Genomic DNA, 22,067 nt, shown 5'->3' with positions numbered 1-22,067 from the left:
AAAATGCTGTCTCGACAACTGCTATTTTACCGTAATCCCCAGAGGTTAAGCTCTCCAGCCCCTTCCGTTTTTTTAAACCGGACAGCAGTGAAGCAGTGTAATAGTTACCTCAACCATCGTTTCCATATAGCAACAGTGTTTGAAGTTAATAGCTGTATATCAACACTTCACTTGTGATTACTATGCTCTATCGCAACGACAGACGTTGCCAGACATTATTTTCACCGGAGCAAGTCATGAAACAGTTAATCGTAGCTGACCGTTAATGTCACCAGTATCAGTCAATATTGCTCTGCAAATGATCAATCAAAGCCCGCACCCTGGCTGTCAGATGGCGACTGGGCGGATAAACCGCATACAAAGCCATAGAATGTGTTTCCTGCTCTTCGAACAGTAACTGCAAACGACCATCATCCAGATAAGGCTGCACGGCATAAAGTGGTGAGCGACAAATGCCCAGACCATTGGCAGCCATCTGAGCAATCGCCTTAGGGTTATTGGAATGAAACGAGCCATTCACTTTAACTGCTATAGATTGCCCACCGATATTAAACTGCCAGATTGTCTGATGATCGCTGCTGCGGGTGCGTATCAGGCAGTTATGTGTCGCCAGAGCCTGAGGATTAACCGGCGTGCCATGTTCCTTCAGATAATGCTCCGAAGCAGCGACCACCAGACGCATATCTATCAGTTTTCGGGCTAACAAACTGGAATCATGCAAAGGCCCGAAACGAATCGCCAGATCCACCCCCTCTTCTACAATGGCGATGTTGTGATCAGCCAGCTGCAACTGAATCACCACATTGGGGTGCTGTTGCTGGAAGCTGCTCAGAGCATCCACCAGATGGGTGCTGCCGAAACCGGTTGGAGCGGTAATCCGTATGGTACCGGCTAACTCAGATGTTCTGAGCTGAACCAGACCTTCCAGCTCATCAAACTGCTCCAGCAAAGCAATACAACGGGTGAAATAAGCTTCACCGGTTTCTGTCAGAGTGACACTGCGCGTAGTCCGGTGCAACAGTTGTGCTCCTAAGCGCTCTTCCAGTTGCCGGACATATTTACTGACCAGTTTGGTACTCATTTCCAGCTGCCGGGCTCCATCAGTAAACGAGCGCTGACGGGCGACGGCAACAAAAGCACGCATCGTCTCTATGGTATCCATCTCTTCCTCTTTGCTAACAGATCAGGAGCAGATTCTTGTTACAGAGCAGAGCATCCAGAGCTTACTCTGCCCTCCTCCCTGAACTACCTCGTTCCCGAACAAGACTCAATTGAAAGTACCACAAATGCCATTATCTACAATTTATACATAATCATTCAATATTTTAGTATATTGTCTATACAAAAGCATCGACATACACTGACTTCATCGTAAATTGACCCCCAAACATCTGAGGCTTTAACTATGTCAAACGCTATTGAAATCTACTCTTTTCCTCTGTCTGGTCATGCTCATCGTATTGAATTGTTTGCCGGTATCGCTGGTATTGATCACAAGGTCATCAATGTTGATCTTGCCAACGGTGAACACAAAAAACCTGAATTTCTGGCACTGAATCCGGCAGGTCAGGTCCCTGTTATCAGAGATGGCGACACGGTTCTGTCTGATTCCAATGCAATTCTGGTCTACCTGGCCCGTAAATATGCGCCGTCTTACCTCCCACAGGATGCAGTACAGGAAGCTGAAGTGCAGAAGTTTCTGTCACTGGCCGCCGGTGAAATTGCCTTTGGCCCGGCAGCTGCCCGGCTGATCACAGTATTTAACGCCCCACTGGATGCAGACTTTGCTAAAGCAGTAGCAGCACGGGTACTGGAGAAACTGGAGAACCATCTGAACGGTCGCGATTATCTGGTCGGTGATGCTCTGACCATCGCAGATATCGCTATCTACAGTTATGTGGCTCACGCTCCGGAAGGCGGCATCTCACTGGAGATCTATCCGAATGTTCAGCGTCTGCTGAAAAACATTGAAGGCCAACAAGGTTTTGTTGCTATGCCAACCACTAAAGCGGGTCTGCTGGCCTGAATCTGACTCAACCTTTTTATCCCAGTGGTCTTCCTGTCTGATCAGGTCAATGCCAGATCAGATTAATGTCAGACAAGAAGAAACACCACTGTCGGATTGGCCGATGCGACCAGTATCGGCCAATCCGAATCTGTCACGGTATCTCAGAACTGAACACAGAAGAGAGCAGTCATGAACACTCAACCTGCGCGCCCAAAGAATAAATTTGCAGACCAGACGCCTTTTCACAAAGGCGAAAAAATGCTGCACAGTCATATCGGTTTGTCTGATGAGATTGAGGCGATGGGGCGAAAAGTGATCCGTTCCTTTATGCCGGATCAGCACAGAGTGTTTTTTTCGCAGCTGCCTTATATTGTAATCGGTAGCGTGGATGAACAGGGCTGGCCATGGGCATCCGTTTTAGCGGGTGATAGTGAGTTTATCTCTTCCGTATCGCCAACATCCCTGACCATTAATGCACAGGCACAAACCGGCAACCCTATTGCGCAAGGGATCACTCCAGAAGCACCTATCGGTTTATTAGGCATAGAACTGGCCACCCGACGCCGGAACAGGATGAATGCCAGAGTCAGCGAGACGACACCAACAGGTTTTACCCTGGCTGTCGATCAGTCGATGGGAAATTGTCCAAAGTATATCCAGACCCGTGATATCCGGCTGATTCGTGATACCTCTCTTCAACAGCAGCAAAGTGCTCAGCGCTTTACCACTCTGGATACAGAAGCTCGCAGCCTGATCAGACAGGCCGATACATTTTTTGTCGCCAGTTATACCCAACAGCAGGACACTCCGGAAGTGGAAGGCGTGGATGTATCTCATCGCGGTGGAAAACCAGGTTTTGTCCGGGTTGAAGGCGATACCCTGACCATTCCCGATTACGCTGGTAATAACGTCTTTATGACGCTGGGTAATTTTCTGATGACACCTAAGGCCGGTCTGGTCTTTATTGATTTTGATTCCGGTGATCTGTTAATGCTCACAGGGCAAGTCGAAATTCTGTGGGAGAATGCTCCGGAAGTGCAGGCTTTTACCGGCGCACAAAGAGCCTGGCGTTTTACTCTGGATCATGGGGTAAAACTGACTGGAGCGCTGCCGTTTACTTTTCAGTTTAATGAAGCTTCTCCCAGTAATGCGACAACAGGAGACTGGACCTCTGCACAGGCAAAGTTAGATGCCGCAGCATCCCTGAACACGGGTACAGAAGCTAGCACATTAACAACAGATGGCTGGCAACGATTAAGAGTGGTACGAACGGAGGATGAAACGCCTCTGGTACGCTCTTTTTACCTGTCACCGGACTCTGAGGCTAAATCAGAATCGGATCTGTTTTATGATGCGGTCAATAGTATTCATCGCCAGCCAGAAGCCAGCTCTCAATTTAAAGCCAACTCTCAATTTAAAGCCGGTCAGCATCTGCCTGTCAGAATTCAGCGCCCCGGACAGTCAAAACCGGATATACGGACCTATACTCTGTCTTCTGCTCCCGGAGATAAAGAGTACCGATTATCGGTTAAACGAGAGCAACAGGGTCGGGTATCAGAATACCTGCACAAGTATTTGAAAGCTGGCGATGTGATTGAAGCCAGAGTACCACAAGGCCATTTTTATCTTCGGGAAGACAGCACGCGCCCTACGGTATTGCTGGCAGCCGGTATCGGCATAACACCCATGATTTCTATGGCGCGTCATCTGCTACACCAGCACCATCAAGCCGGAAAGCCCGTCTCTCTGACCATATTACAGGCCGCTCGAACAGAAAAAGAACTGTCCTTTGCTGATCAGTTTTACCAGATGATGCAGGACTATCCGGCAAGCGTGAAGTACAGAGCCTTTATCAGCCAGCCAGATGAATCATGGCGCACAGGTCATGATGAACCAGATAGTACAAATCAGCCATTCAGATTGCCTGAGCATGCCAGACAACAAGGACATATCGATAGCAAAAGCCTGCAGGCCATCCTGCCTCTGGGTGAGTATGATTTTTACCTGTGCGGACCAGCCAGTTTTATGCAGGCTCAGTATGAAAATCTGATCAGCCTGGGGGTTAAAGATAGCCTGATTCAGGCGGAGGCATTTGGCCCTTCCAGCCTGATCCGGCATCACAGAGATAAAACCGAAAATATAGATTCAGTTTCTGAACCTGTTGGCCCGGCTTCAGCCAGCGTCACATTTACCGATTCAGAGCAAAGCGGAGTCTGGAAAAAAGAAGATGGTAATTTGCTATCCTTTGCTGAAAATCAGGGACTGGAACCTGATTTCAGTTGCCGCAATGGATCTTGTGGCAGCTGTATAACCCAGTTAGAAGCAGGCTCTGTGATCTATCCGATACAACCAGCAACAGAACATACTGATAATGAAGTCGTTCTATGCTGCGCATACCCGGATAGCGACAATATCAAACTTAAATTATAAAGATCTCAGCCCTTATTCAATTTTTATCATGGCCTGAAAGCTGAAAGTAGCTATTGTACAAACGAGAGTATGTGCCATCACTACGAATCTCTTCCAAAGCACTCTGGAAGACAGGAATCAGTTCAACCGGAAATCCTTTCGAAGCCACAAGCCACACAGGGGCGGCATGGATAACACTTCCAAGGCTGCAAAACAATATCAGGTTTCACAATTAAATGAGGCGTCTCCTGATTAACGCGTTTGGTAATCTCCAGTATTAACTCATAAAGAAAGCCTGGTCGCTCCATATCAGGCATAACCGGAGGCGCAATTTTTGTAGAATAGATCGTGAAGTTCCTATCCGAAGTAACAAGACCTGTATTACTCTGAGCCCGCACAGGAGCAATTCCAAAGATGAAGGCGCAGCATAAAATAATAATGACAGCCCATAAACTACCGCGATACAGAGCCTTCAGATGCAGTAATCTGTCAAAGCAGCAATGCAACATGAATGAACCAGTCATCAATAAGGCTCCTCAGGAATACTATCTAAAAAAATTAACTCATGTTTGCAGTTCTTATCCTGGTTTTGATATCGATGCAAGCCAGCATCACAAAATGGAAAGTTCAAAAAAAGCTGAAGGTTAAAACGTAATATTTCTGGCCTTTTATTCATCAAATAGCATGTAGCAGCACATATCATAAAATGACTGAGCCTGGGGCGATAAAGTCCTGTCAGTCAGCTGCTGAATACCAATAGCACGCTCCAGCTTCGGGCTTTTTAATGGTAGCCATACCAGTTCGGAGTGAGCTGCGGATGTCGCCAGCTGTGGCAAAGTAGTAACACCAAGCCCCTGCTCAAGCATGGAATAGAGCGACATCATATTGGAAACCCGGTAGCGGGCATCCTCCATCAAATCATGTAGCGGGGTATTACGCAACAGACGCACAGTACCATTATAAATCCGGTTGTGCTGTTTCAGGTCCTTCCAGTGGATAGGACGGTAGAGCTGAGTCAAAGGATGATGTCTGCTACACACTACCCCAATGGGATCATGGAGCAGCAGTTTAAAATCGACTCTATGACTCTTCTTAGCCAGACTGTTTTCTTTTGGTACTGCGCTTTCTTTAACCTGGTTACCCAATGCAATATCGACTTCACCCCGCAGCAATCTGGCCTCAACCCGTTCAGCGGTATCATCTTCCAGCTCCACTTCAACATCCGGGTAATGAGCAGAAAATTCAGCTAAGACCGCGGGTAGCAACCGACTGGCAACAGAAGGAATAGAAGCAACACGGATACGACCCTTTTCCCCTCGGGCTAAAGCAAACAGATCAGTTTCCAGTTGATCAGCCTGGATCAGCATATTCTGTACTCTGGGTAAACAGGCCTTGCCAAACGGGGTAAGCCTGGCTTTATTACCATGCTCAAACAGAGCCTGCCCCAGACTACGTTCTAACTCTTTTATTGAACTGGAAATAGCAGCCTGGGAACGATTAGCCCGGCTAGCGGCATTGCGAAATCCTTTCTCTTCTGCGACCAGAGTAAAATGATAGAGCTGTTGCAGCTTGAGATTCATAACATATTCCGTATTTCTGATAGTAATATGTGAGCTTCTACCTGGTGTTTGCCTTTAATTATTTACTCTGAAGCTCAGGCCCGAGCCTTATTTAATATCAGGCGATCAGTTTTTCTGAACAAAATTACAAAAAAAACAATTCGACCTATAGTACTTATATCCTGATTATTCCAATACGAAACTTATCCCCCCTTCGAACAGGAGATAATCACTGATGTCGACCCAAGCCCTAAGTCTTTACCAAATAGAAGAATTAAGCTTTCAAGCCCTGACAGGTGCCGGTGCTTCAGAGACTGGAGCACGTTCACTGGCTAAAGCGGTTGCTGCGGCTGAGCGTGATGGTATCAAAAGTCATGGTCTGGTATATGTGCCTAACTACTGTGAGCATATACGCTGTGGCAAGGTGGTTGGTCAGGCTGAACCTCAGGTCAGCATACCCTCTGCATCCTCTGTTGTGGTTGATGCCGGTAGTGGTTTTGCTCACCCTGCCATTGATGCAGGTTTTGAAAAGCTGATTGAGCTGGCAAAAGAAAACGGCTGTGCCGGTATGGCGATTCGTAACTCTTATAATTGTGGTGTTCTGGGTTACCACACCGAGCGTCTGGCTGAGCAGGGCCTGGTTGCACTGGGCTTTACTAACGCCCCTGCATCTATTGCTCCTGTTGGTGGTAAAAAGCCTGTTGTTGGTACTAACCCCTTCTCTCTGGCGACCCCAAACGGTAAAGGTGGTGTGGCTTTTGTACTGGATCAGTCCGCCAGTGTAGTCGCCAAAAGTGAAATCATGATGCACGCCCGTGCGGGTAAAGCAATCCCAGAAGGTTGGGCGCTGGATGCAGACGGTAACCCAACCACAGATCCTGATGTGGCGCTGAAAGGCAGTATGGCCCCAAGCGGTGGCTATAAAGGTTTTGGTGTGGGGCTGGTGGTTGAAGTACTGGCTGCGGCTCTGTCAGGCGCAACACTAGGTACCCAGGCCAGCCCATTCTCTGGTACTGCCGGTGGTCCACCAAAAACAGGCCAGTTCTTCTTTGCCATTGATCCACAGACTTTCTCTGGCGAAGCCTTTGCTGAGCGTATCAGTGATCTGGTGGCTTCTATTGAAGAGCAGCCAGAAGCTCGTCTGCCGGGCCAGCGTCGTCTGAGCAACCGCGCGGAGAATGATGTCAACGATATTGAGATCAGTGAAGAGCTACTGGAAAAAGTGAAAGCCTTTATTGATTAAGGTTTGAGCTGAGCTATAGATCAAGGCTGAGTCGGTGAATCCCTCCAGGTTGAACATCTACTTGCAGAAAAGCTAGAATCCACGCCCGTGGCTGTACATTAATTTCAATCACCTTTCGAGAAATACAATGATTGTAGAAAATGTGCTTCCTGAATATTACGCAGAGCTGCTTGATGTTTGGGAAGATTCAGTCCGGGCAACTCATGACTTCATAACAGAAGATGATATTGGGTTTTTTAAGCCAATCATCATTGAACAGGCTTTTCCTGCTGTCACCTTGAGATGTATTAAAAATGATAGTGGCTCGATTACAGGTTTTGTGGGAGTCCTCAATTCCAGAGTTGAAATGCTATTCGTTTTAAATGAAGCTCGAGGCCTGGGTGTGGGTAAAGTGCTGTTATCGTATGCTATCGAAGAGTTAGGTGCGACCAGCGTTGATGTGAACGAGCAAAACCCTTTAGCAATAGGCTTTTACGAGCATATGGGGTTTAAAGTTTTTTCACGTTCACTGATCGATGATGTGGGTAAGCCATTTCCAATTCTGCATATGAAACTTTAAAGCTCGGTTTGCCATAACCAGTTTTGACAGAAGAAACGCCCAAAGCTAATAACTTTGGGCTTTTCCGTATCTGGTATAAAGCTTTTTTATTTGGCTTTATAGCCTAGTTCTGCAGAAATCGCCGCTGCGGTATTCACCAGCTGTTGAGTAATGGCCTGATGGATACTCTCTCCCTGCATAAAAATATCCGGCCCTGAGATATTGACCGCCGCAACCACCTCATTAGCGTAGTTACGAATCGGTGCCGCAATGGCGGTAGCAAAGTCGGACTGACTTAAGGCATAACCCTGTTCCCGTTCCTGCTCAATACGCTGGCGTAGTTCCGGCAGGCTTTGTGGGTTAGGTTTAGGTACTCCATCCAGCTGGGTACCCAGGTACAGCTGCCCCAGACTTTCATCACTGATCCCGCTTAATAACACTCGACCTAGCGCGTTGGCATGGCAGGGCAAGCGAGTGCCCACCGGCACATTGACGGATAAACGTTGAGAGGCCAGTGCCCGGTAGATATAGATGGTATCGCGGCCATCACGAATCGCCAGATGACAGGATACTGAGGTGGCATCGCGCAGCTGATTCAGATGAGGTGCGGCGATATCAACAATATCTCTACTGGCCATAAAGGTATAACCGCGAGAGACCACCGCAGGACCCAGCTCATAGGTATTACGGGCGACCTTGGACAGATACTGCATATCGGTCAGAGTCTGCACGATGCGGTAGATGGATGAAGTGCTGACACCCAGGTTTTCGGCAAACTCATTGGTGCTTAGCACGCGCTGTTGTGGGCTGAACATTTCCAGAATACTCAGGCCTCGGGCCAGGGCTGGTACGGTGTAATCTTTTTCTACGCTATCGGTCACAGCGATGCTCCAAAAATGTGCGTGTGCGAGCATTTTACGGCTCAATTTTTCAAATATAAAAATATTTTTAATATTTGAACGAATTTTATATTCTCTTCAGAAAAAGACAATTAATTCTTGCCATATAAAAAAAATAGCCATAATTTTGACGTTATTGGCACTTTTTGCCATGACTTATCAAACTATTTTTTCATATGCGAATAAAAATATTTTTATATGAATTTTTCAGGCTAACTCACACCGGAGACTCAAAGGGCTGTCATCATGACTAACGACACTTCCAAGCCAAATCAGTTTGTTCTTAAAGCCACCTGTAAGGCGAGCAGCGGTATCGTTGCTGCGGTTACCACTTTCCTGGCGGAGCGCGGCTGTTACATCAGCGAGCTGTCTCAGTTTGATGACGAAGATACCGGCCGTTTCTTTATGCGTGCGGTGTGCTACGTTGAGTCCGGTGAGTGTCAGTTAAGCGATATTGAAGGCCAGTTCCCGGAAGTGGCTGAGAAGTTTGAGATGGAGTGGGAGCTGCGTTCTGCGGCTACGCCAACCAAAGTGCTGATCATGGTGAGCAAGTTCGATCACTGTCTGGATGATCTGCTCTATCGCCTGCGCAAGGGTGAGCTGAATATGGAAGTGACAGCGGTTGTTTCCAATCACCTGGATCTGCGTCCTATGGCTGAGCGTGAAGGTATTCGCTTTATCTACCTGCCAGTGACCAAAGAGAACAAACGTGATCAGGAGCTGGCGCTGCTGGAGGTGATTGAAGAAACCGGTACTGAGCTGGTAGTACTGGCCCGTTACATGCAGATTCTATCCGACAATCTGTGTGCCGAACTGCACGGTCGTGCGATCAATATCCACCACTCCTTCCTGCCGGGCTTTAAAGGTGCCAAGCCTTACCACCAGGCCCATGAGCGTGGCGTAAAACTGATTGGTGCCACGGCACACTACGTGACCCGTGATCTGGATGAAGGTCCTATCATCGAGCAGGCGGTTCAGCCGGTAGATCACAGCTACCGTCCTGATGCGCTGGTTGCGGTGGGTCGTGATACCGAGACCAACGCCCTGGCCCGTGCGGTGAAAATGCACACCGAACACCGCGTCTTCCTGGATGGCAACAAGACTGTAGTCTTCAGATAAGGTGGATGAGATGGCCCGATTAATCGACGGTAAACAACTGTCGGCCCAGGTGCTGGTTGAGGTCGCGACCGAGGTTCAGCAACTGAAAGCCGAACATGGCATAACACCGGCCCTGGCCGTAGTACTGGTGGGTGATGATCCCGCCAGTCAGGTGTATGTGCGCAATAAGGTCCTTCGTGCTGAAGAAGCGGGTATCCGCTCTATTGAGCATCGCCTTGAGGCGGATACTGATCAGCAGACCCTGAATGCGGTGGTGGATCAGCTGAACAAGGATCCTGAGGTACACGGCATTCTGGTGCAGTTGCCGCTGCCGAAGCAGTTGGATGAGGCGCAGATTATCGCGGCCATCAATCCCGCCAAAGATGTAGACGGTTTCCACCCCCTGAGTGTCGGTGCTCTGGCATCCGGTCAACCGAGTCTGGTGCCGTGCACACCTCTGGGCTGCATGATCATGCTGCAGCAGATTCATAACGATCTAAGCGGTAAACATGCCGTGGTGATTGGTCGCTCCAATATTGTTGGTAAGCCGATGGCAGCCCTGTTGCTGCAGGCGAACTGCACGGTAACCACTGTTCATTCCCATACGCAAAATATCGAAGCCCTGTGTCGTCAGGCGGATATTGTTGTAGCGGCGGTGGGTCGTCCTGAGCTGGTAAAAGCCGATTGGATCAAAACCGGTGCAACAGTGATTGATGTAGGTATTAACGCTGTTGAAGTGGATGGTCGCCGTAAGCTGGTGGGTGATGTGGATTTTGCCTCTGTTGAACCTGTGGCGGAAGCGATCACGCCGGTACCCGGTGGTGTCGGTCCTATGACCATTGCCTGTCTGATGAAGAATACGCTGACGGCGGCCCGTGCTCAGCTGGCCTCAGTCGCTTCCAAAGACATCGAATCAAACCCTGAACCGACTGCTGCAGTCGGATAATCCTGAATATCGGAGGGCTTATGCCTTTCTCATTACTTAAATACGGTCTGAAAAGCGACTATCCGTTTGAGCAGGATGCCGATCTGCCCGCTCCAACCGAGCTAAAGCCAAGCTACGATGTAGTGATTATCGGCGGCGGTGGTCATGGTGTGGCAACGGCCTACTATCTGGCCAAGTACCACGGCATCACCAATGTAGCCGTGCTGGAAAAAGGTTATCTGGGTGGTGGTAATACCGCCCGTAATACCGCGGTAATCCGTTCCAACTATCTGACCTCTGAAGGCGTTAAGTTCTACAGTGAATCGGTGAAGATGTTTGAAGGTCTCTCCAATGAGTTTGACTTCAATATCATGTACTCCCAACGTGGTCAGCTGACCCTGGCTCATACAGATGCGACGGTACGTGCCTTCCGTCAGCGTGCCGAGGTGAACAAGCACTTTGGTGGCCGTACTGAGCTGATCGGTCCGCAAGAGATTAAAGAGCTGGTGCCGACGCTGAATATGAACCCGGCCCATATGCCGGTTCTGGCGGGTCTATGGCATATGGATGGCGCAACCGCCCGTCACGATGCTGTGGCCTGGGGTTATGCCAAAGGCGCGACCCAGCGTGGTGTTGAACTGCACCAGCTGACCGAAGTCACCGATGTGATTGTTGAAAACGGCAAAGTGACGGAGGTGAAAACCAACCGTGGCACCGTCAATTGTGGTTGTGCCATTCAAGCGGTGGCCGGTCACAGTTCACTGATGGCAGCCAAAGCGGGTTTCCGTATGCCGATCACTACGTATCCGCTGCAAGCGATGGTGACTCAGCCGGTGAAACCTTTCCTGGACCCTCTGGTAAGTTCCTCAGCACTGCACTGCTATGTGCAGCAGACCGGTCGTGGTGAGATTGTTTTTGGTGGTGGTTCCGATCCTTATCCACTGTACAACACCCGTTCCACGCTGGAACTGAAAGAGAGCTTGTTAGCCCACGCCATCGAGATGTTCCCGTTTATGGCCAATCTGCGTCTGATGCGTCAATGGGCCGGTATCACCGATATGACCTCTGACTACAGTCCGATTATGGGTCTGAGTCCGGTAGAAAATTACTACCTGGATGCCGGGTGGGGTACCTGGGGCTTTAAGTCGACGCCAATTTGCGGCAAGACCATGGCTGAGTTAGTAGCCAGTGGCGGTAAGGTGCCCGATCTGATCGCACCGTTTGCCATGGACCGTTTCGACGTCTTCCGTCAGGTTAACGAGATGGGCGCTACGGCGGCCAGTCACTAAGCGATCCCTTAAGCGAGTCGTCTATTTTAACTGGAGCAATCCTATGAAAATTATGCCTTGTCCGCTTAATGGACCACGCAATATCAGTGAGTTTGTACACGGTGGTGAAGTCCGTGACATGCCAAACCCGACCACCTGTAGCGATAAGGAATGGGCCGAGTACGTGTTCTATTCCGATAATCAGGCCGGTGTTGTCACAGAATGGTGGTTACACGCTGCATCCGGTTACTGGTTTATCGCCGAACGTCACACCGTGACCGATGAAATTATCCGTACCTACGATCCGTCGGAGATCTTTAAAGCCCGTGTTGAGTTCAGTGCTGAATCGACCGCACAGGAGGTGAGCGCATGAGTCACGCTACGCGTCTGAAGGCCCCGATGGGTCTGCTGATCGATCGCACTAAGCCGGTCAGTTTTAAGTTTGATGGTAAGTCCTACCAGGGCTTTCAAGGGGATTCTATTGCCAGTGCCCTGGCCGGTTGTGGCCGCTGGTTGTTGTCCCGTTCTTTTAAGTATCATCGCCCCCGTGGTCCTTTGACCATGGCCGGTCAAGATGCCAATACCCTGATCCAGCTAAACAAAGAACCTAACGTACTGGCGGACCGTGAACTGGTGGCCAACGGCCTGGATGTTCAGGGCCAGAACTACAACGGCTCTCTGGACGGTGACCGTGATGCGATCCTAGGCCACTTCTCCCGCTTTATGCCGGTGGGTTTCTACTACCGCAGCTTCTTTAAGCCGCTGGGTGCCTGGGATAAGTGGGAAGGTTTTATCCGTAAAAAAGCCGGTCTGGGTGTACTGGATCTGGATTTCCAACCGGAATATTACGACAAAGCGTATCTATTCCACGATGTGGTGGTAGTGGGTTCCGGTCCTGCGGGCCTGAGTGCAGCACTGAAAGCGGCGAATGCCGGTGCCTCTGTACTATTAGTGGAAGAGCAGCCGATTCTGGGTGGCTCCCTGACCTATAACCGCTTTGATGTCGAAGGTGAGCAGGCGGATCAGCTGCGTGAAGATCTGCTGGCCAGCGTTGAGCAACACGCCAATATCGAAGTGCTGACCAGCGCCGCCTGTAACGGCTGGTTTGCCGATAACTACCTGCCGGTGATCCAGGGCAAGCGCATGTATAAGGTGCGTGCCAAAGAGTGTATCGTCGCCTCCGGTTCCTTTGAACAGCACGTGGTGTTCCGCAATAACGACCTGCCGGGCATTATGATGTCCAGTGCGGCGACCCGCCTGATGAAACACTATGCGGTGAAGCCTGGTAATCGAGCCGTGGTACTGACCGGTAACGATGACGGTTATCTGACTGCGCTGGAACTGCTGGACCAAGGTATTGAAGTGGCTGCGGTCGTCGATATGCGCAACGCCGCAGAATCTGATGCTATTGCCAGCGCTGTGAAAGCTCGTGGTGTGGAAGTGCTTACCGGTCATACCGTGTATGAAGCGATTCCGACTCGTGGTAATAAACACGTGCGTGCCGTTGATGTGCGTCGTATTACTGCTAAGGGTGAAGTCGCCAGCCAGAGTCAGCGTTTTGACTGTGATCTGCTGTGTATGTCGGCGGGTTATATGCCGGTGTATCAACTGCTGTGTCAGGCCGGTGGTCAGCTGAAGTATGACGATACCGCAGCCGAGTTCTCTCTGAGCAAGCTACCAAAAAATCTGCGTATAGCCGGTTCTGTGAATGGCGTACACGGTCTGAGCGAAGTACTGCATGACGGTGAACGCGCCGCCATTGAAGCCCTGCATACCTTAGGTTTGGCCAATGGCGAAGTGGCCGTTGAAGTCAATTGTAAGCGCCGTGTGAACTTTGACTGGCCGATCTTCAGCCATCCAAAAGGCAAAGATTTTGTCGATTATGATGAAGATCTGCAGGCAAAAGATATTGTTAACGCCACCCGCCTGGGTTACCGCGATGTGCAGCTGGTAAAACGTTTCTCTACCGTGGGTATGGGACCGTCTCAGGGCCGTCATTCCGCACTACCTACAGCACGTCTGGTGGCAGATGCCACAGACCGTACCGTGACCGAAACCGGTGTCACCACTGCACGTCCGCCATTCTCACCGGAGAAGCTGGCTCACGTCGCGGGCCGTATTTTCGACCCGTACCGTCGTACCGCTATGCATCACCGCCATAAAGAACTGGGTGCCAAAATGATGCCTGCGGGCAACTGGCAGCGTCCTGCGTTCTATGGCAAACCGGAAGAGCGCGATGCTTGCATGCACGCTGAAGCAGAGCATGTACGTAACAAAGTCGGTGTAATTGACGTCAGCACCCTGGGGGGTATCGAACTGCGTGGTCCTGATGCCGCTGAGTTTATGAACCGCATCTACACCTTTGCTTTCCTGAAGCAACCAGTGGGTAAAACCCGTTACGCGGTACTGACCAACGAGCACGGCGTGGTGATTGATGATGGTGTGTCCTGTCGCTTGGCCGATGAGCACTTCTACGTTACTGCTACTACCAGTGGTGTTGAGCGCGTTTACCGCGAGATGATGAAGTGGAATGCTCAATGGCGTCTGGATGTGGATATCACCAACGTCACTTCTGCCTTTGCCGCAGTGAACCTGGCGGGTCCGGATTCCCGTAAGGTGTTGGAGAAACTGGCGACCGATATCGACCTCAGCCCGGAAGGTTTCCCATATCTGGCGTATCGTGAAGGTCATGTAGCCGGTATTCCAGCCCGTTTACTGCGTGTGGGTTTTGTTGGTGAGTTGGGTTATGAGATCCACGTACCGTCCCGCTTTGGTGAGGCGCTGTGGGATGTCCTGCAGGAAGCGGGTAAAGAGTTCGATATCCGTCCGTTTGGTGTTGAAACCCAGCGTCTGCTGCGTCTGGAAAAAGGCCATATCATCGTCAGTCAGGATACCGACGGTATGAGCCACCCTGGTGAACTGTCACTGGAATGGGCGATCAGTCGCAAGAAGCCATTCTTTGTCGGTCGTCGTTCGGTGGATATCGTCATGGCGCAACCACAGACCCGTAAGCTGGTGGGCTTTACCCTACCCAAAGGCACTAAGAAACCAGAAGAAGGTCATTTGGTACTAAGCAGCTCCGATAGCAGCGCTGATATCACCGGCAATGTCACCTCCTGTGAATACTCGCCGTCAGTGGGTTCCATTATCGGTCTGGCCTATGTCGGCATTAAGCAGATCGAAGTGGGCAGCCAGTTTCCGATTCGTGTCGATGGTGGTGACGTGGTTCAGGCGACTGTGGTTGACCTGCCGTTCTTTGATCCGGATAACGCGCGCCAGGCGCTTTAATTACAGGAGCTCGCATTATGAGTGCAATTACACCTGAATCATTCAGCAAGCGCAGCTTCGTTTATCGTCAGCTGAGCGACGCCGAGTTTAGTGAAGTCGCGGGTGCGGCTCAAGCGGCTGATATGAAAAACGGTCACAGCCAGGCATTAAAGGCGGGGATTCTGGATCTGTCCGTACTGCCACGCACCGGCTTTCGTGGCCTGAATGCCGCAAGCCATCTGCAAGCGGCAGACCTGCCGGTACCGGCAAAACCCAATCAGGCCAGTGTTACCGACAATGGTGAACTGGTACTGCGCCTGAGCCAGAAAGAGTTCTGGGTCCTGGGAGCAGTGGCTGATCTGGGTGCTGGTGTTGATGCAGTGAATCAACGGGGCCTGCCGGAGAAAGACTGCTACGCACTGTACAATCAGGACAGCCATGCCTGGTTAACCCTGACCGGTGCCCATCTGCCTGCCATTATGGCCAAGGTATGTGGTGTCGATCTGCGTGCAGAGGCTTTCCCTGTGGGTAGCATCGCACAAACCCCAGCCGCGCGGATTAATGTGGTGGTGGTGCATCACCAGATTAATGAGATCCCGTGTTTCTCAATGCTGTGTGATAGTGCAGCGGCGGAATATCTGTGGGTAAGCTTGCTGGATGCTATGGCCGAGTTTGGTGGTGAGGTGATTGGTAGTAATGCGTTAAGTTAACCAGTTTCGTCCAAATCTGTAATTCCATATGGCAAATAAGGGAGCTTCGATAGCTCCCTTATTTTTAAAGTGAGTGGCAAAAACGCTGTCAATTAGCAGTATTAAAATTTGCTCCTCTTCTGGTTCCAAACCATCAGATTAAAGTTAAATGACCTCAGGCAAAGCCGGGGGCTTATTAGATGACGCCTTCAAAGGACTATTTATTGCGCCCAGGTCGCTATGTCTAAATTCAGCTGATCTCAAAGAATATCTTCTTTTTCTTGATTCCGAATATATGCCCGTACCATCTGTTAATCCAAGCCAACTGTCGAGAGAGACAAAGTGACCTCTTACCCAAAAGCTTTCTCCACTGGACTGCTGTCTCGATCAAACCTATGCGAGTCGTCCCTGCAGAGCTGGGGATTTACCAAGTATTAATTAATTCGATATATTCCTATAACCACAGACTATCCCATAAACCGACTCACATAAATTGCTAAAGTTCAACCTGGCCGGGATAAGCAATCATTCCTAGCAATATGTTTTAAAGCCCACGTTCAGAGCAGAGAGGCATTATGCAGCAAAATAACGACAAAGGTTTTAGGATCTTTATATGAAATAAATTACTCAAAGGCTTCTATCACTGCATCAGTCATCACAGGATCAGTTACGGTCAGGTAAAAGAGCAAACTGCTCTCTGTTCAGAAAACCCTATACAGTTAATAATCATCTATGATGATCTGACAGTAATTTTAACAGAGTAGCCTGCGATGCTTTTCACTAGTATGGGGTTAATAATATTTACAGCTTGTGTTTGCCTCGTTGTAAATAGCAGCCCGGCCTGAACGAGACTGGTCATGCAGCCTTTCAACACCCTTCTTCACCAATATTTAAGTCAGCGACCAAATATGGCACCAGAGTATAAAGCAGATAAAAAGGTTAGAAGCATAAACCAGAAGCTACTGGTTTATGCCAGATTTTTTTAATACACCCTACTTAAGGAGCTTCACGCATATATTATCTGAATCAAATCTCACGACATATGCATACCCATTGCTACATGAAAAGGTATACTCACTCTTTAAATCAAAATCTGTTTTTGCATCATATTCTTTTCTTTCAGAAAAATGACTATAAGCAATATCAAAGACTTTCCTTAAAGAAGCTTGCATTCCATGCTCTGATGTTTTGAATACTTTGCCATCGACTTCAGGCTCATCAATGATGTCAATTCTGATATCTGATTCTGGCCTTATACGGCCAAACTCTTTTTTATCATCTACTGGAACCAACCCATCTTTTACTGAGTGGCAACAGTAATACTGAGTTTTAGTCGGATAGATATGATCCTGTACTAATAAGCTCCTGATTTGCTTATGATGTTCGTCTAAATAACCATCTTCTTCAGGGTTCATTTTCCAAGGGCTATCTTCTGTCAACTGAATCATACAATCTCCAAAGTCCTTCCACGATCCAATTTTTCCGTTAACACCATAAACATCTGGAGCCCTGGTTTCGACAAAACCAGAGTTGTCAATAATAAGCCGAAAGGTCTTCGGAGCTAGCTTACCTATCAGAAGCCCAATATATCCACCATAAGAGGAACCAAGAATATATAACCTTTTCTTATTCACTGAGTACTTATTCAGGACTTCGGCTAATACCTGCAAGTGATCCAGCGCAGGAAGAAAACCAAAGGAGTGATAAATATTTCTCTGATTAATAAAAAGGTACATTTCAGGATCAAAAAAAAACTTACCACCATCAATTAAAGCATTACAAATAACAGGAAAAACATCTTTAACTTTCAGATCAATACCAGGAGGAATATCGCCCAGCTTTATTTTATATATCCTTTCTAATTTTTCAAAAAAATCATCAGGAAAACGTAGTGTATCGGGAGAAGGACACTTTAAACTACAGCTATGATAATCGACACCAATAACAATACAGTTATATTTATCAGCAAGGTAAGGCCTTAACTTAGATTCATATTCATGTTCGGGGCTGGCCCCATAGCCTGATATAGTAAAAATCAAGCCAGTATTATCATTAGGACCAGATTCAGGAAGAGCTATATAATAAGGTATGGGATCTCTTTTGTAGCCATGCTCAATATCTTCATGAGGAGTTAAAGAGCATAATATTTTTCCACTATCCATTCGATTATCCTGCAGTCAAAATTTCAGGCAGAACATATGGTTCTGCTCAGACAGATCTGGCTATACGATAAACTAACTATGGAAAAGCACAACAACGATTGTCTGACAGAAAAGCACCACAGATGCCAGTATATGAAAATATCAGGCTTTAACAAGCTAAGCACTCTGATATCAGACACCCGAAAAGTATTTTAATATTCTCCAGCCTCAGAGACTGGAGAGTACTGTAACTTTTAGTCAGGAAACTTTTATCCGGTGAACTGCTCCTTAAAAATAAAGCATGACCTGCATTATCAGTATACAAAGTTATACCTTAAAGCGGTCAACTTTCTGCCCCAGATCCTGTACCAGCTGCTCCAGTTGCTGACTGGTTCTGGCGGCATCAGTGACCGACTCAGCAGTCACATGTGATTCACTGAAAATCTGCTCCAGAGCTTGTGTCATGCTGCCCGCCTGACTGGCCTGATCCTGAGTCATTCTGGTAATTTCAGAAAACATCGCATGCAAATCTTCAATGGCTTTATTAACACTGGCCAGACGTTCATCTGATTGCCGGATACCACTGATACTTTCTTTGGCCACTCGACTTGCTTCGTTAATAGCACTGACTGCCTGGCTGGCACCGGACTGAAGCTGATCAATCTTCTCTTCAATATCCTCTGTCGACTGCTGAGTTTTACTGGCCAGCATACGCACCTCATCGGCAACCACCGCAAAACCCCGTCCGCTTTCACCTGCACGCGCGGCTTCAATAGCCGCATTCAGCGCCAGCAAGTTTGTTTGCTCTGCAATCGCCTTGATCATATCCAGCACATCACCGATTTGATCACTCTGGCTGGCCAGAGCATTAATCACGTCAGATGTGGCTTCAACATTGGTAACAAGGTCTTCAATATTATGCCGGACTTCCCTGGATATCGCCGCACTCTGTCCGGTTTCCTCACGGATTTTCTCCACGCTCTCCAGCGTCTTACTCACGCTTTCACTTTCTTCTGCTACACTGTCTGCAATATAAGCGACTGCTGCTGATGCCTCAGATACAGCGCCTTGCTGACGTCCTGTTGCTTCTGATGCTTTCAGATTACCCTCCCTCATCGTTTCGACCACACTACTGGTATGATGAGAAACCGACTGCACCTCACCAACAATTACCTGAATAGCCTGTACAAAATGATTGATCTTTTCAGCCATCAGAGTAATTTCATCCTGCCCCCGGATGCTGATTCTCTGAGTCAGGTCAGCCTCACCTTCAGATAAATCAGTCAGGGCCCGAGTCAGAATGTTGACTCTGCTAAGAATTCTGACTGAAAGCACAACAATAAGGACCACGATCAGTATCAGGGCAGAAATAAGAGATACGATGGTCATCTGCTGAACCATATCATCAGAGGCTTCTTCAATGCGTTGCTCAACGGATAAACGTGCCACATCATTATTCTGTTGGATACCCTGCAAACGATTCTTCAGATCTGATACCGTATCCCCGGATGCAGAACTGATACTGCTTGAAACAGCCTGAATACTATTATCAATCAGTGTATTAAACCCGGTTTCCATCGCCTGAGTACCAGATATCACCTGATCCCGGCTGATGCCCAGTACAAACTCGCCAATAGGGGAGCCACTGGGGCTGATAGGCTGACGAATAATAATAATTCTGTCGTGATTGCCTGCAGCTTTTATTACGCCATCCAGAGTTTTCTTACCGGTCGTTTTTTTAGCCTCTTCCATCAACTCTTTAACAAGAGGACTTTTTCGATTCATATAACGCGTCATGCGTTTGCCATAGAGATCGTAATAGCCAGCAAAAACCACATGTTCACTTTCATGTGCCATCTGCACGTAGCGTGTTAACTGGGGAATATCTCTGTCCCAGATAGCCTGGGGAGATACGGCAGCCAGAATGACAGCCATATTTCTGGAAGTATCCAGTAAGGAGCTTTCCAGCAGTTTAACGGTAGAATTCTTTTCTTGTTCCAGTTTTTGCTGCAGACTGGCAGAAAGCTCAGCTGAAACCTTATCGGACATTTCAGCAATTTGCCCCTGCACTCTCTGGCTGGACATCTCAAGTTGTTCAGATACTTTGCCATTTTCGACACTCAGCTTGGCGCTGATATCATTAATCAGGCTTCCACCGCCGGAGCGGGTCAGAGTGATAAACAGAAGAGTCTGTACGAGCGCAAGAATAACAATCGCAATAATCACAGGGCGCAATAATCGGCTACCCAGTGCAAAAAGTTGATTTGACATTATGACCTCAACAGCTTTTGGCCGTTGGCCCATCAGATACGCGGATATACCTGGTGGACGGTTTGTTATTATTTTCTGCAGCCCAGATCCATGAACTGCAGGCCTTACGGGGAGCATAATACTTTCGTCGAGCAATAAAAACCGATATTCGCTGCTTTTTGTTAACTTTTCAGAGCCTATTATCAATAAAGCAGATAATTCTGTATGAAACCACTTACCCCGAAGACTTTATGGGCATAACCAGGAGAAAATTGCAGCAAATAGTTGTCAAGCCGGAAAGCCCTCACCATAATTGAAATAACCCATTCAACTGGTTCGACATAAGTGGTTGCCCGGAATGCCGTCAACTCCGAAAAACAGTGCTCATTTTTTTATCAATGCCGCAACGGTTGCTGCTGAATTAAGCGTAGTACTAACCGAAGCGAAAAACATCTCACTTGAAGCGATGAATGCCAAAGCTCTGGTTGCGCGAGCTGGCGATAATGTCAGAACCTTCAAGCCCATTACCGACTTTATGGTTGAACTGGCCAATGACACCATCTGGCTGGTAAAAGAAATCAACCGTGAAGCTCTGGTGTTATCGCGGACCTCCTTATCGGATCTGCACAGTGCTGATGCACATGAACGCTTTAAACAGGCTCAGGCAAGATCCAGAACAGCCCCTTTTGGTGATACTCTTGATCCTGTTGCCCAGAGTGCATCCCATCAGCATCACCAGCAATCCATGCAGCTCAAGCGCCATATGCGGAAATTGTTTGAACTGCTGGATGAAATTGAGTCCCGTATGCTGGCTGCCAATGTAGTTACCGCTACCTCCCGGTTAGAGGCGGCCACTGCTGCCGACAGCTATCAGGCCAGCCTGGAGGGAATTGTTGTTAAACTGGAAAAAGCTGCAAACAGAATCAAACACATTGCCAGTAAGTGCAGACATTCACTGGAACGCTGATTCTGCTCAGTGTCCTGCTCTGCCAGTTACTCTGGAATTTATTATTCAGAAAATGGATCTTAACCTATGAAAGTGGTTAAACTTCACGAAGGGCGCAGTCACGAATGGCTGGTGTTCGGGCGGGACGAAGAACGTCCCAGCAAAATAATTGATACGAACCAGTATATGATAAAAACGGCTAATCATGCCATCATACTGGATCCGGGCGGTATTGAGCTGTTTTCTGCTATGCTGGCTGCAGTAGTGCATCATGTCCCTATTCAGCAGATCACTCATTTATTCGCATCTCATCAGGACCCGGACATTATCTCTTCCTTAGGCTTATGGGATAAAACACTGCCACATGCCACACTGTATGCCCCCTGGCTGTGGGAAGGATTTTTGCGCCACTTTGGCTGTAATAGTATCAAATACAACCCTCTGCCTGATGAAGGTAAAAGCATTCGCCTGGATGATATCGAGATTCAGTTTATACCGGCCCACTATATGCATTCTTCTGGCAACTTCAGCGTTTATGATCCCCAGGCAAAAATTCTGATGAGTGGAGATATCGGAGCAGCACTGCTACCTGATGGCGCCCCGCTTTTCGTAGAAGATTTCGACCATCATGTTGAAAAAATGCGTCTGTTCCATCAACGCTGGATGCCATCCAACCGAGCGAAAAAAGACTGGGTGCGCCGAGTCAGGCAACTGGATATTCAATACATGGCCCCCCAGCATGGTGCTATCTTCAAAGGCAAGGATGTTAACCGCTTTCTGGACTGGCTGGATGAGCTGGAAGTCGGAACAGGCGTCTGAAAACACCT

19 protein-coding genes are annotated in these 22,067 nt (G+C 48.4%); 13 read left to right on the top strand and 6 right to left on the bottom strand.

Annotated elements, in window-relative coordinates:
• Window positions 1-277: 277 nt before the first annotated feature.
• Window positions 278-1,162, bottom strand: a complete 885-nt coding sequence (locus H4O21_RS21905) for a LysR family transcriptional regulator (protein ID WP_182811193.1) — start codon at window positions 1,160-1,162, stop codon at window positions 278-280.
• Between the two features lie 243 nt (window positions 1,163-1,405).
• Here H4O21_RS21905 and H4O21_RS21900 point away from each other — a divergent pair, with 243 nt between their 5' ends.
• Window positions 1,406-2,026, top strand: coding sequence for a glutathione S-transferase family protein (locus tag H4O21_RS21900; RefSeq protein WP_182811190.1), 621 nt, complete (start codon window positions 1,406-1,408; stop codon window positions 2,024-2,026).
• A 171-nt stretch (window positions 2,027-2,197) separates the two neighbouring features.
• A complete protein-coding gene (locus H4O21_RS21895) occupies window positions 2,198-4,438 on the top strand; it encodes a 2Fe-2S iron-sulfur cluster-binding protein (RefSeq protein WP_182811187.1) in 2,241 nt (746 codons plus the stop codon).
• Window positions 4,439-4,454: 16 nt separating this feature from the next.
• On the opposite strand, the gene H4O21_RS26035 is transcribed toward H4O21_RS21895, so the two are convergent.
• Window positions 4,455-4,586 carry a hypothetical protein gene (locus H4O21_RS26035; RefSeq protein WP_255487417.1) on the bottom strand — a complete coding sequence of 44 codons (132 nt, stop codon included), beginning with the start codon at window positions 4,584-4,586 and terminating at the stop codon, window positions 4,455-4,457.
• A 338-nt stretch (window positions 4,587-4,924) separates the two neighbouring features.
• Here H4O21_RS26035 and H4O21_RS21890 point away from each other — a divergent pair, with 338 nt between their 5' ends.
• Window positions 4,925-5,065, top strand: coding sequence for a hypothetical protein (locus H4O21_RS21890; RefSeq protein WP_182811185.1), 141 nt, complete (start codon window positions 4,925-4,927; stop codon window positions 5,063-5,065).
• Window positions 5,066-5,085: 20 nt separating this feature from the next.
• On the opposite strand, the gene H4O21_RS21885 is transcribed toward H4O21_RS21890, so the two are convergent.
• On the bottom strand, window positions 5,086-5,997 hold the full coding sequence (locus H4O21_RS21885) for a LysR family transcriptional regulator (RefSeq protein WP_182811183.1): 912 nt from the start codon (window positions 5,995-5,997) through the stop codon (window positions 5,086-5,088).
• Between the two features lie 214 nt (window positions 5,998-6,211).
• On the opposite strand from H4O21_RS21885, the gene H4O21_RS21880 reads away from it, so the two are divergent.
• Both H4O21_RS21880 and H4O21_RS21875 read left to right on the top strand, forming a co-directional pair.
• A complete protein-coding gene (locus H4O21_RS21880) occupies window positions 6,212-7,219 on the top strand; it encodes an Ldh family oxidoreductase (RefSeq protein WP_182811181.1) in 1,008 nt (335 codons plus the stop codon).
• Window positions 7,220-7,346: 127 nt separating this feature from the next.
• Complete coding sequence (locus tag H4O21_RS21875) at window positions 7,347-7,778, top strand: GNAT family N-acetyltransferase (RefSeq protein ID WP_182811179.1); 432 nt, start codon at window positions 7,347-7,349, stop codon at window positions 7,776-7,778.
• Window positions 7,779-7,864: 86 nt separating this feature from the next.
• Here H4O21_RS21875 and H4O21_RS21870 read toward each other — a convergent pair whose 3' ends face one another.
• The gene (locus H4O21_RS21870; protein ID WP_368737580.1) at window positions 7,865-8,638 is read right to left on the bottom strand and encodes an IclR family transcriptional regulator; all 774 of its coding nucleotides are present in this window, start codon (window positions 8,636-8,638) and stop codon (window positions 7,865-7,867) included.
• A 264-nt stretch (window positions 8,639-8,902) separates the two neighbouring features.
• On the opposite strand from H4O21_RS21870, the gene purU reads away from it, so the two are divergent.
• Genes purU through H4O21_RS21840 form a run of 6 tightly spaced genes read left to right on the top strand, consistent with a single transcriptional unit; the run spans window position 8,903 to window position 15,924 of the window.
• Window positions 8,903-9,775: a formyltetrahydrofolate deformylase gene (purU, locus tag H4O21_RS21865; protein WP_182811175.1), complete on the top strand. Its 873-nt coding sequence runs from the start codon at window positions 8,903-8,905 to the stop codon at window positions 9,773-9,775.
• Between the two features lie 10 nt (window positions 9,776-9,785).
• Window positions 9,786-10,700 (top strand): bifunctional methylenetetrahydrofolate dehydrogenase/methenyltetrahydrofolate cyclohydrolase FolD, encoded by a 915-nt coding sequence (folD, locus tag H4O21_RS21860; protein ID WP_182811173.1) that lies wholly within the window; start codon window positions 9,786-9,788, stop codon window positions 10,698-10,700.
• Between the two features lie 20 nt (window positions 10,701-10,720).
• Complete coding sequence (locus tag H4O21_RS21855; protein ID WP_182811171.1) at window positions 10,721-11,968, top strand: FAD-dependent oxidoreductase; 1,248 nt, start codon at window positions 10,721-10,723, stop codon at window positions 11,966-11,968.
• 43 nt (window positions 11,969-12,011) lie between these two features.
• Entirely contained in the window at window positions 12,012-12,320 is a 309-nt protein-coding gene (locus tag H4O21_RS21850; protein ID WP_182811169.1) for a sarcosine oxidase subunit delta, read from the top strand.
• Window positions 12,317-15,235: a 2Fe-2S iron-sulfur cluster-binding protein gene (locus tag H4O21_RS21845; protein ID WP_220495797.1), complete on the top strand. Its 2,919-nt coding sequence runs from the start codon at window positions 12,317-12,319 to the stop codon at window positions 15,233-15,235. The genes H4O21_RS21850 and H4O21_RS21845 overlap by 4 nt, the downstream gene beginning before the upstream one ends.
• Before the next feature lie 17 nt (window positions 15,236-15,252).
• Window positions 15,253-15,924 (top strand): sarcosine oxidase subunit gamma family protein, encoded by a 672-nt coding sequence (locus H4O21_RS21840; protein ID WP_220495796.1) that lies wholly within the window; start codon window positions 15,253-15,255, stop codon window positions 15,922-15,924.
• A 971-nt stretch (window positions 15,925-16,895) separates the two neighbouring features.
• Here H4O21_RS21840 and H4O21_RS21835 read toward each other — a convergent pair.
• Both H4O21_RS21835 and H4O21_RS21830 read right to left on the bottom strand, forming a co-directional pair.
• On the bottom strand, window positions 16,896-18,065 hold the full coding sequence (locus H4O21_RS21835; protein WP_182811167.1) for a DUF2920 family protein: 1,170 nt from the start codon (window positions 18,063-18,065) through the stop codon (window positions 16,896-16,898).
• Window positions 18,066-18,371: 306 nt separating this feature from the next.
• Entirely contained in the window at window positions 18,372-20,315 is a 1,944-nt protein-coding gene (locus H4O21_RS21830; RefSeq protein ID WP_182811165.1) for a methyl-accepting chemotaxis protein, read from the bottom strand.
• A gap of 337 nt (window positions 20,316-20,652) precedes the next feature.
• Between H4O21_RS21830 and H4O21_RS21825 the strand changes: the two genes are divergently transcribed.
• Window positions 20,653-21,261: a hypothetical protein gene (locus tag H4O21_RS21825; protein WP_182811163.1), complete on the top strand. Its 609-nt coding sequence runs from the start codon at window positions 20,653-20,655 to the stop codon at window positions 21,259-21,261.
• A gap of 66 nt (window positions 21,262-21,327) precedes the next feature.
• Window positions 21,328-22,059: an oxygen-binding di-iron domain-containing protein gene (locus H4O21_RS21820; protein ID WP_182811161.1), complete on the top strand. Its 732-nt coding sequence runs from the start codon at window positions 21,328-21,330 to the stop codon at window positions 22,057-22,059.
• Window positions 22,060-22,067 lie beyond the last annotated feature (8 nt).

The sequence above is a fragment of the Oceanospirillum sediminis genome (genome assembly GCF_014164585.1).
Classification (GTDB): Bacteria; Pseudomonadota; Gammaproteobacteria; order Pseudomonadales; family Halomonadaceae; genus Oceanospirillum; species Oceanospirillum sediminis.
This window is presented reverse-complemented; position numbering and strand designations above follow the sequence as displayed.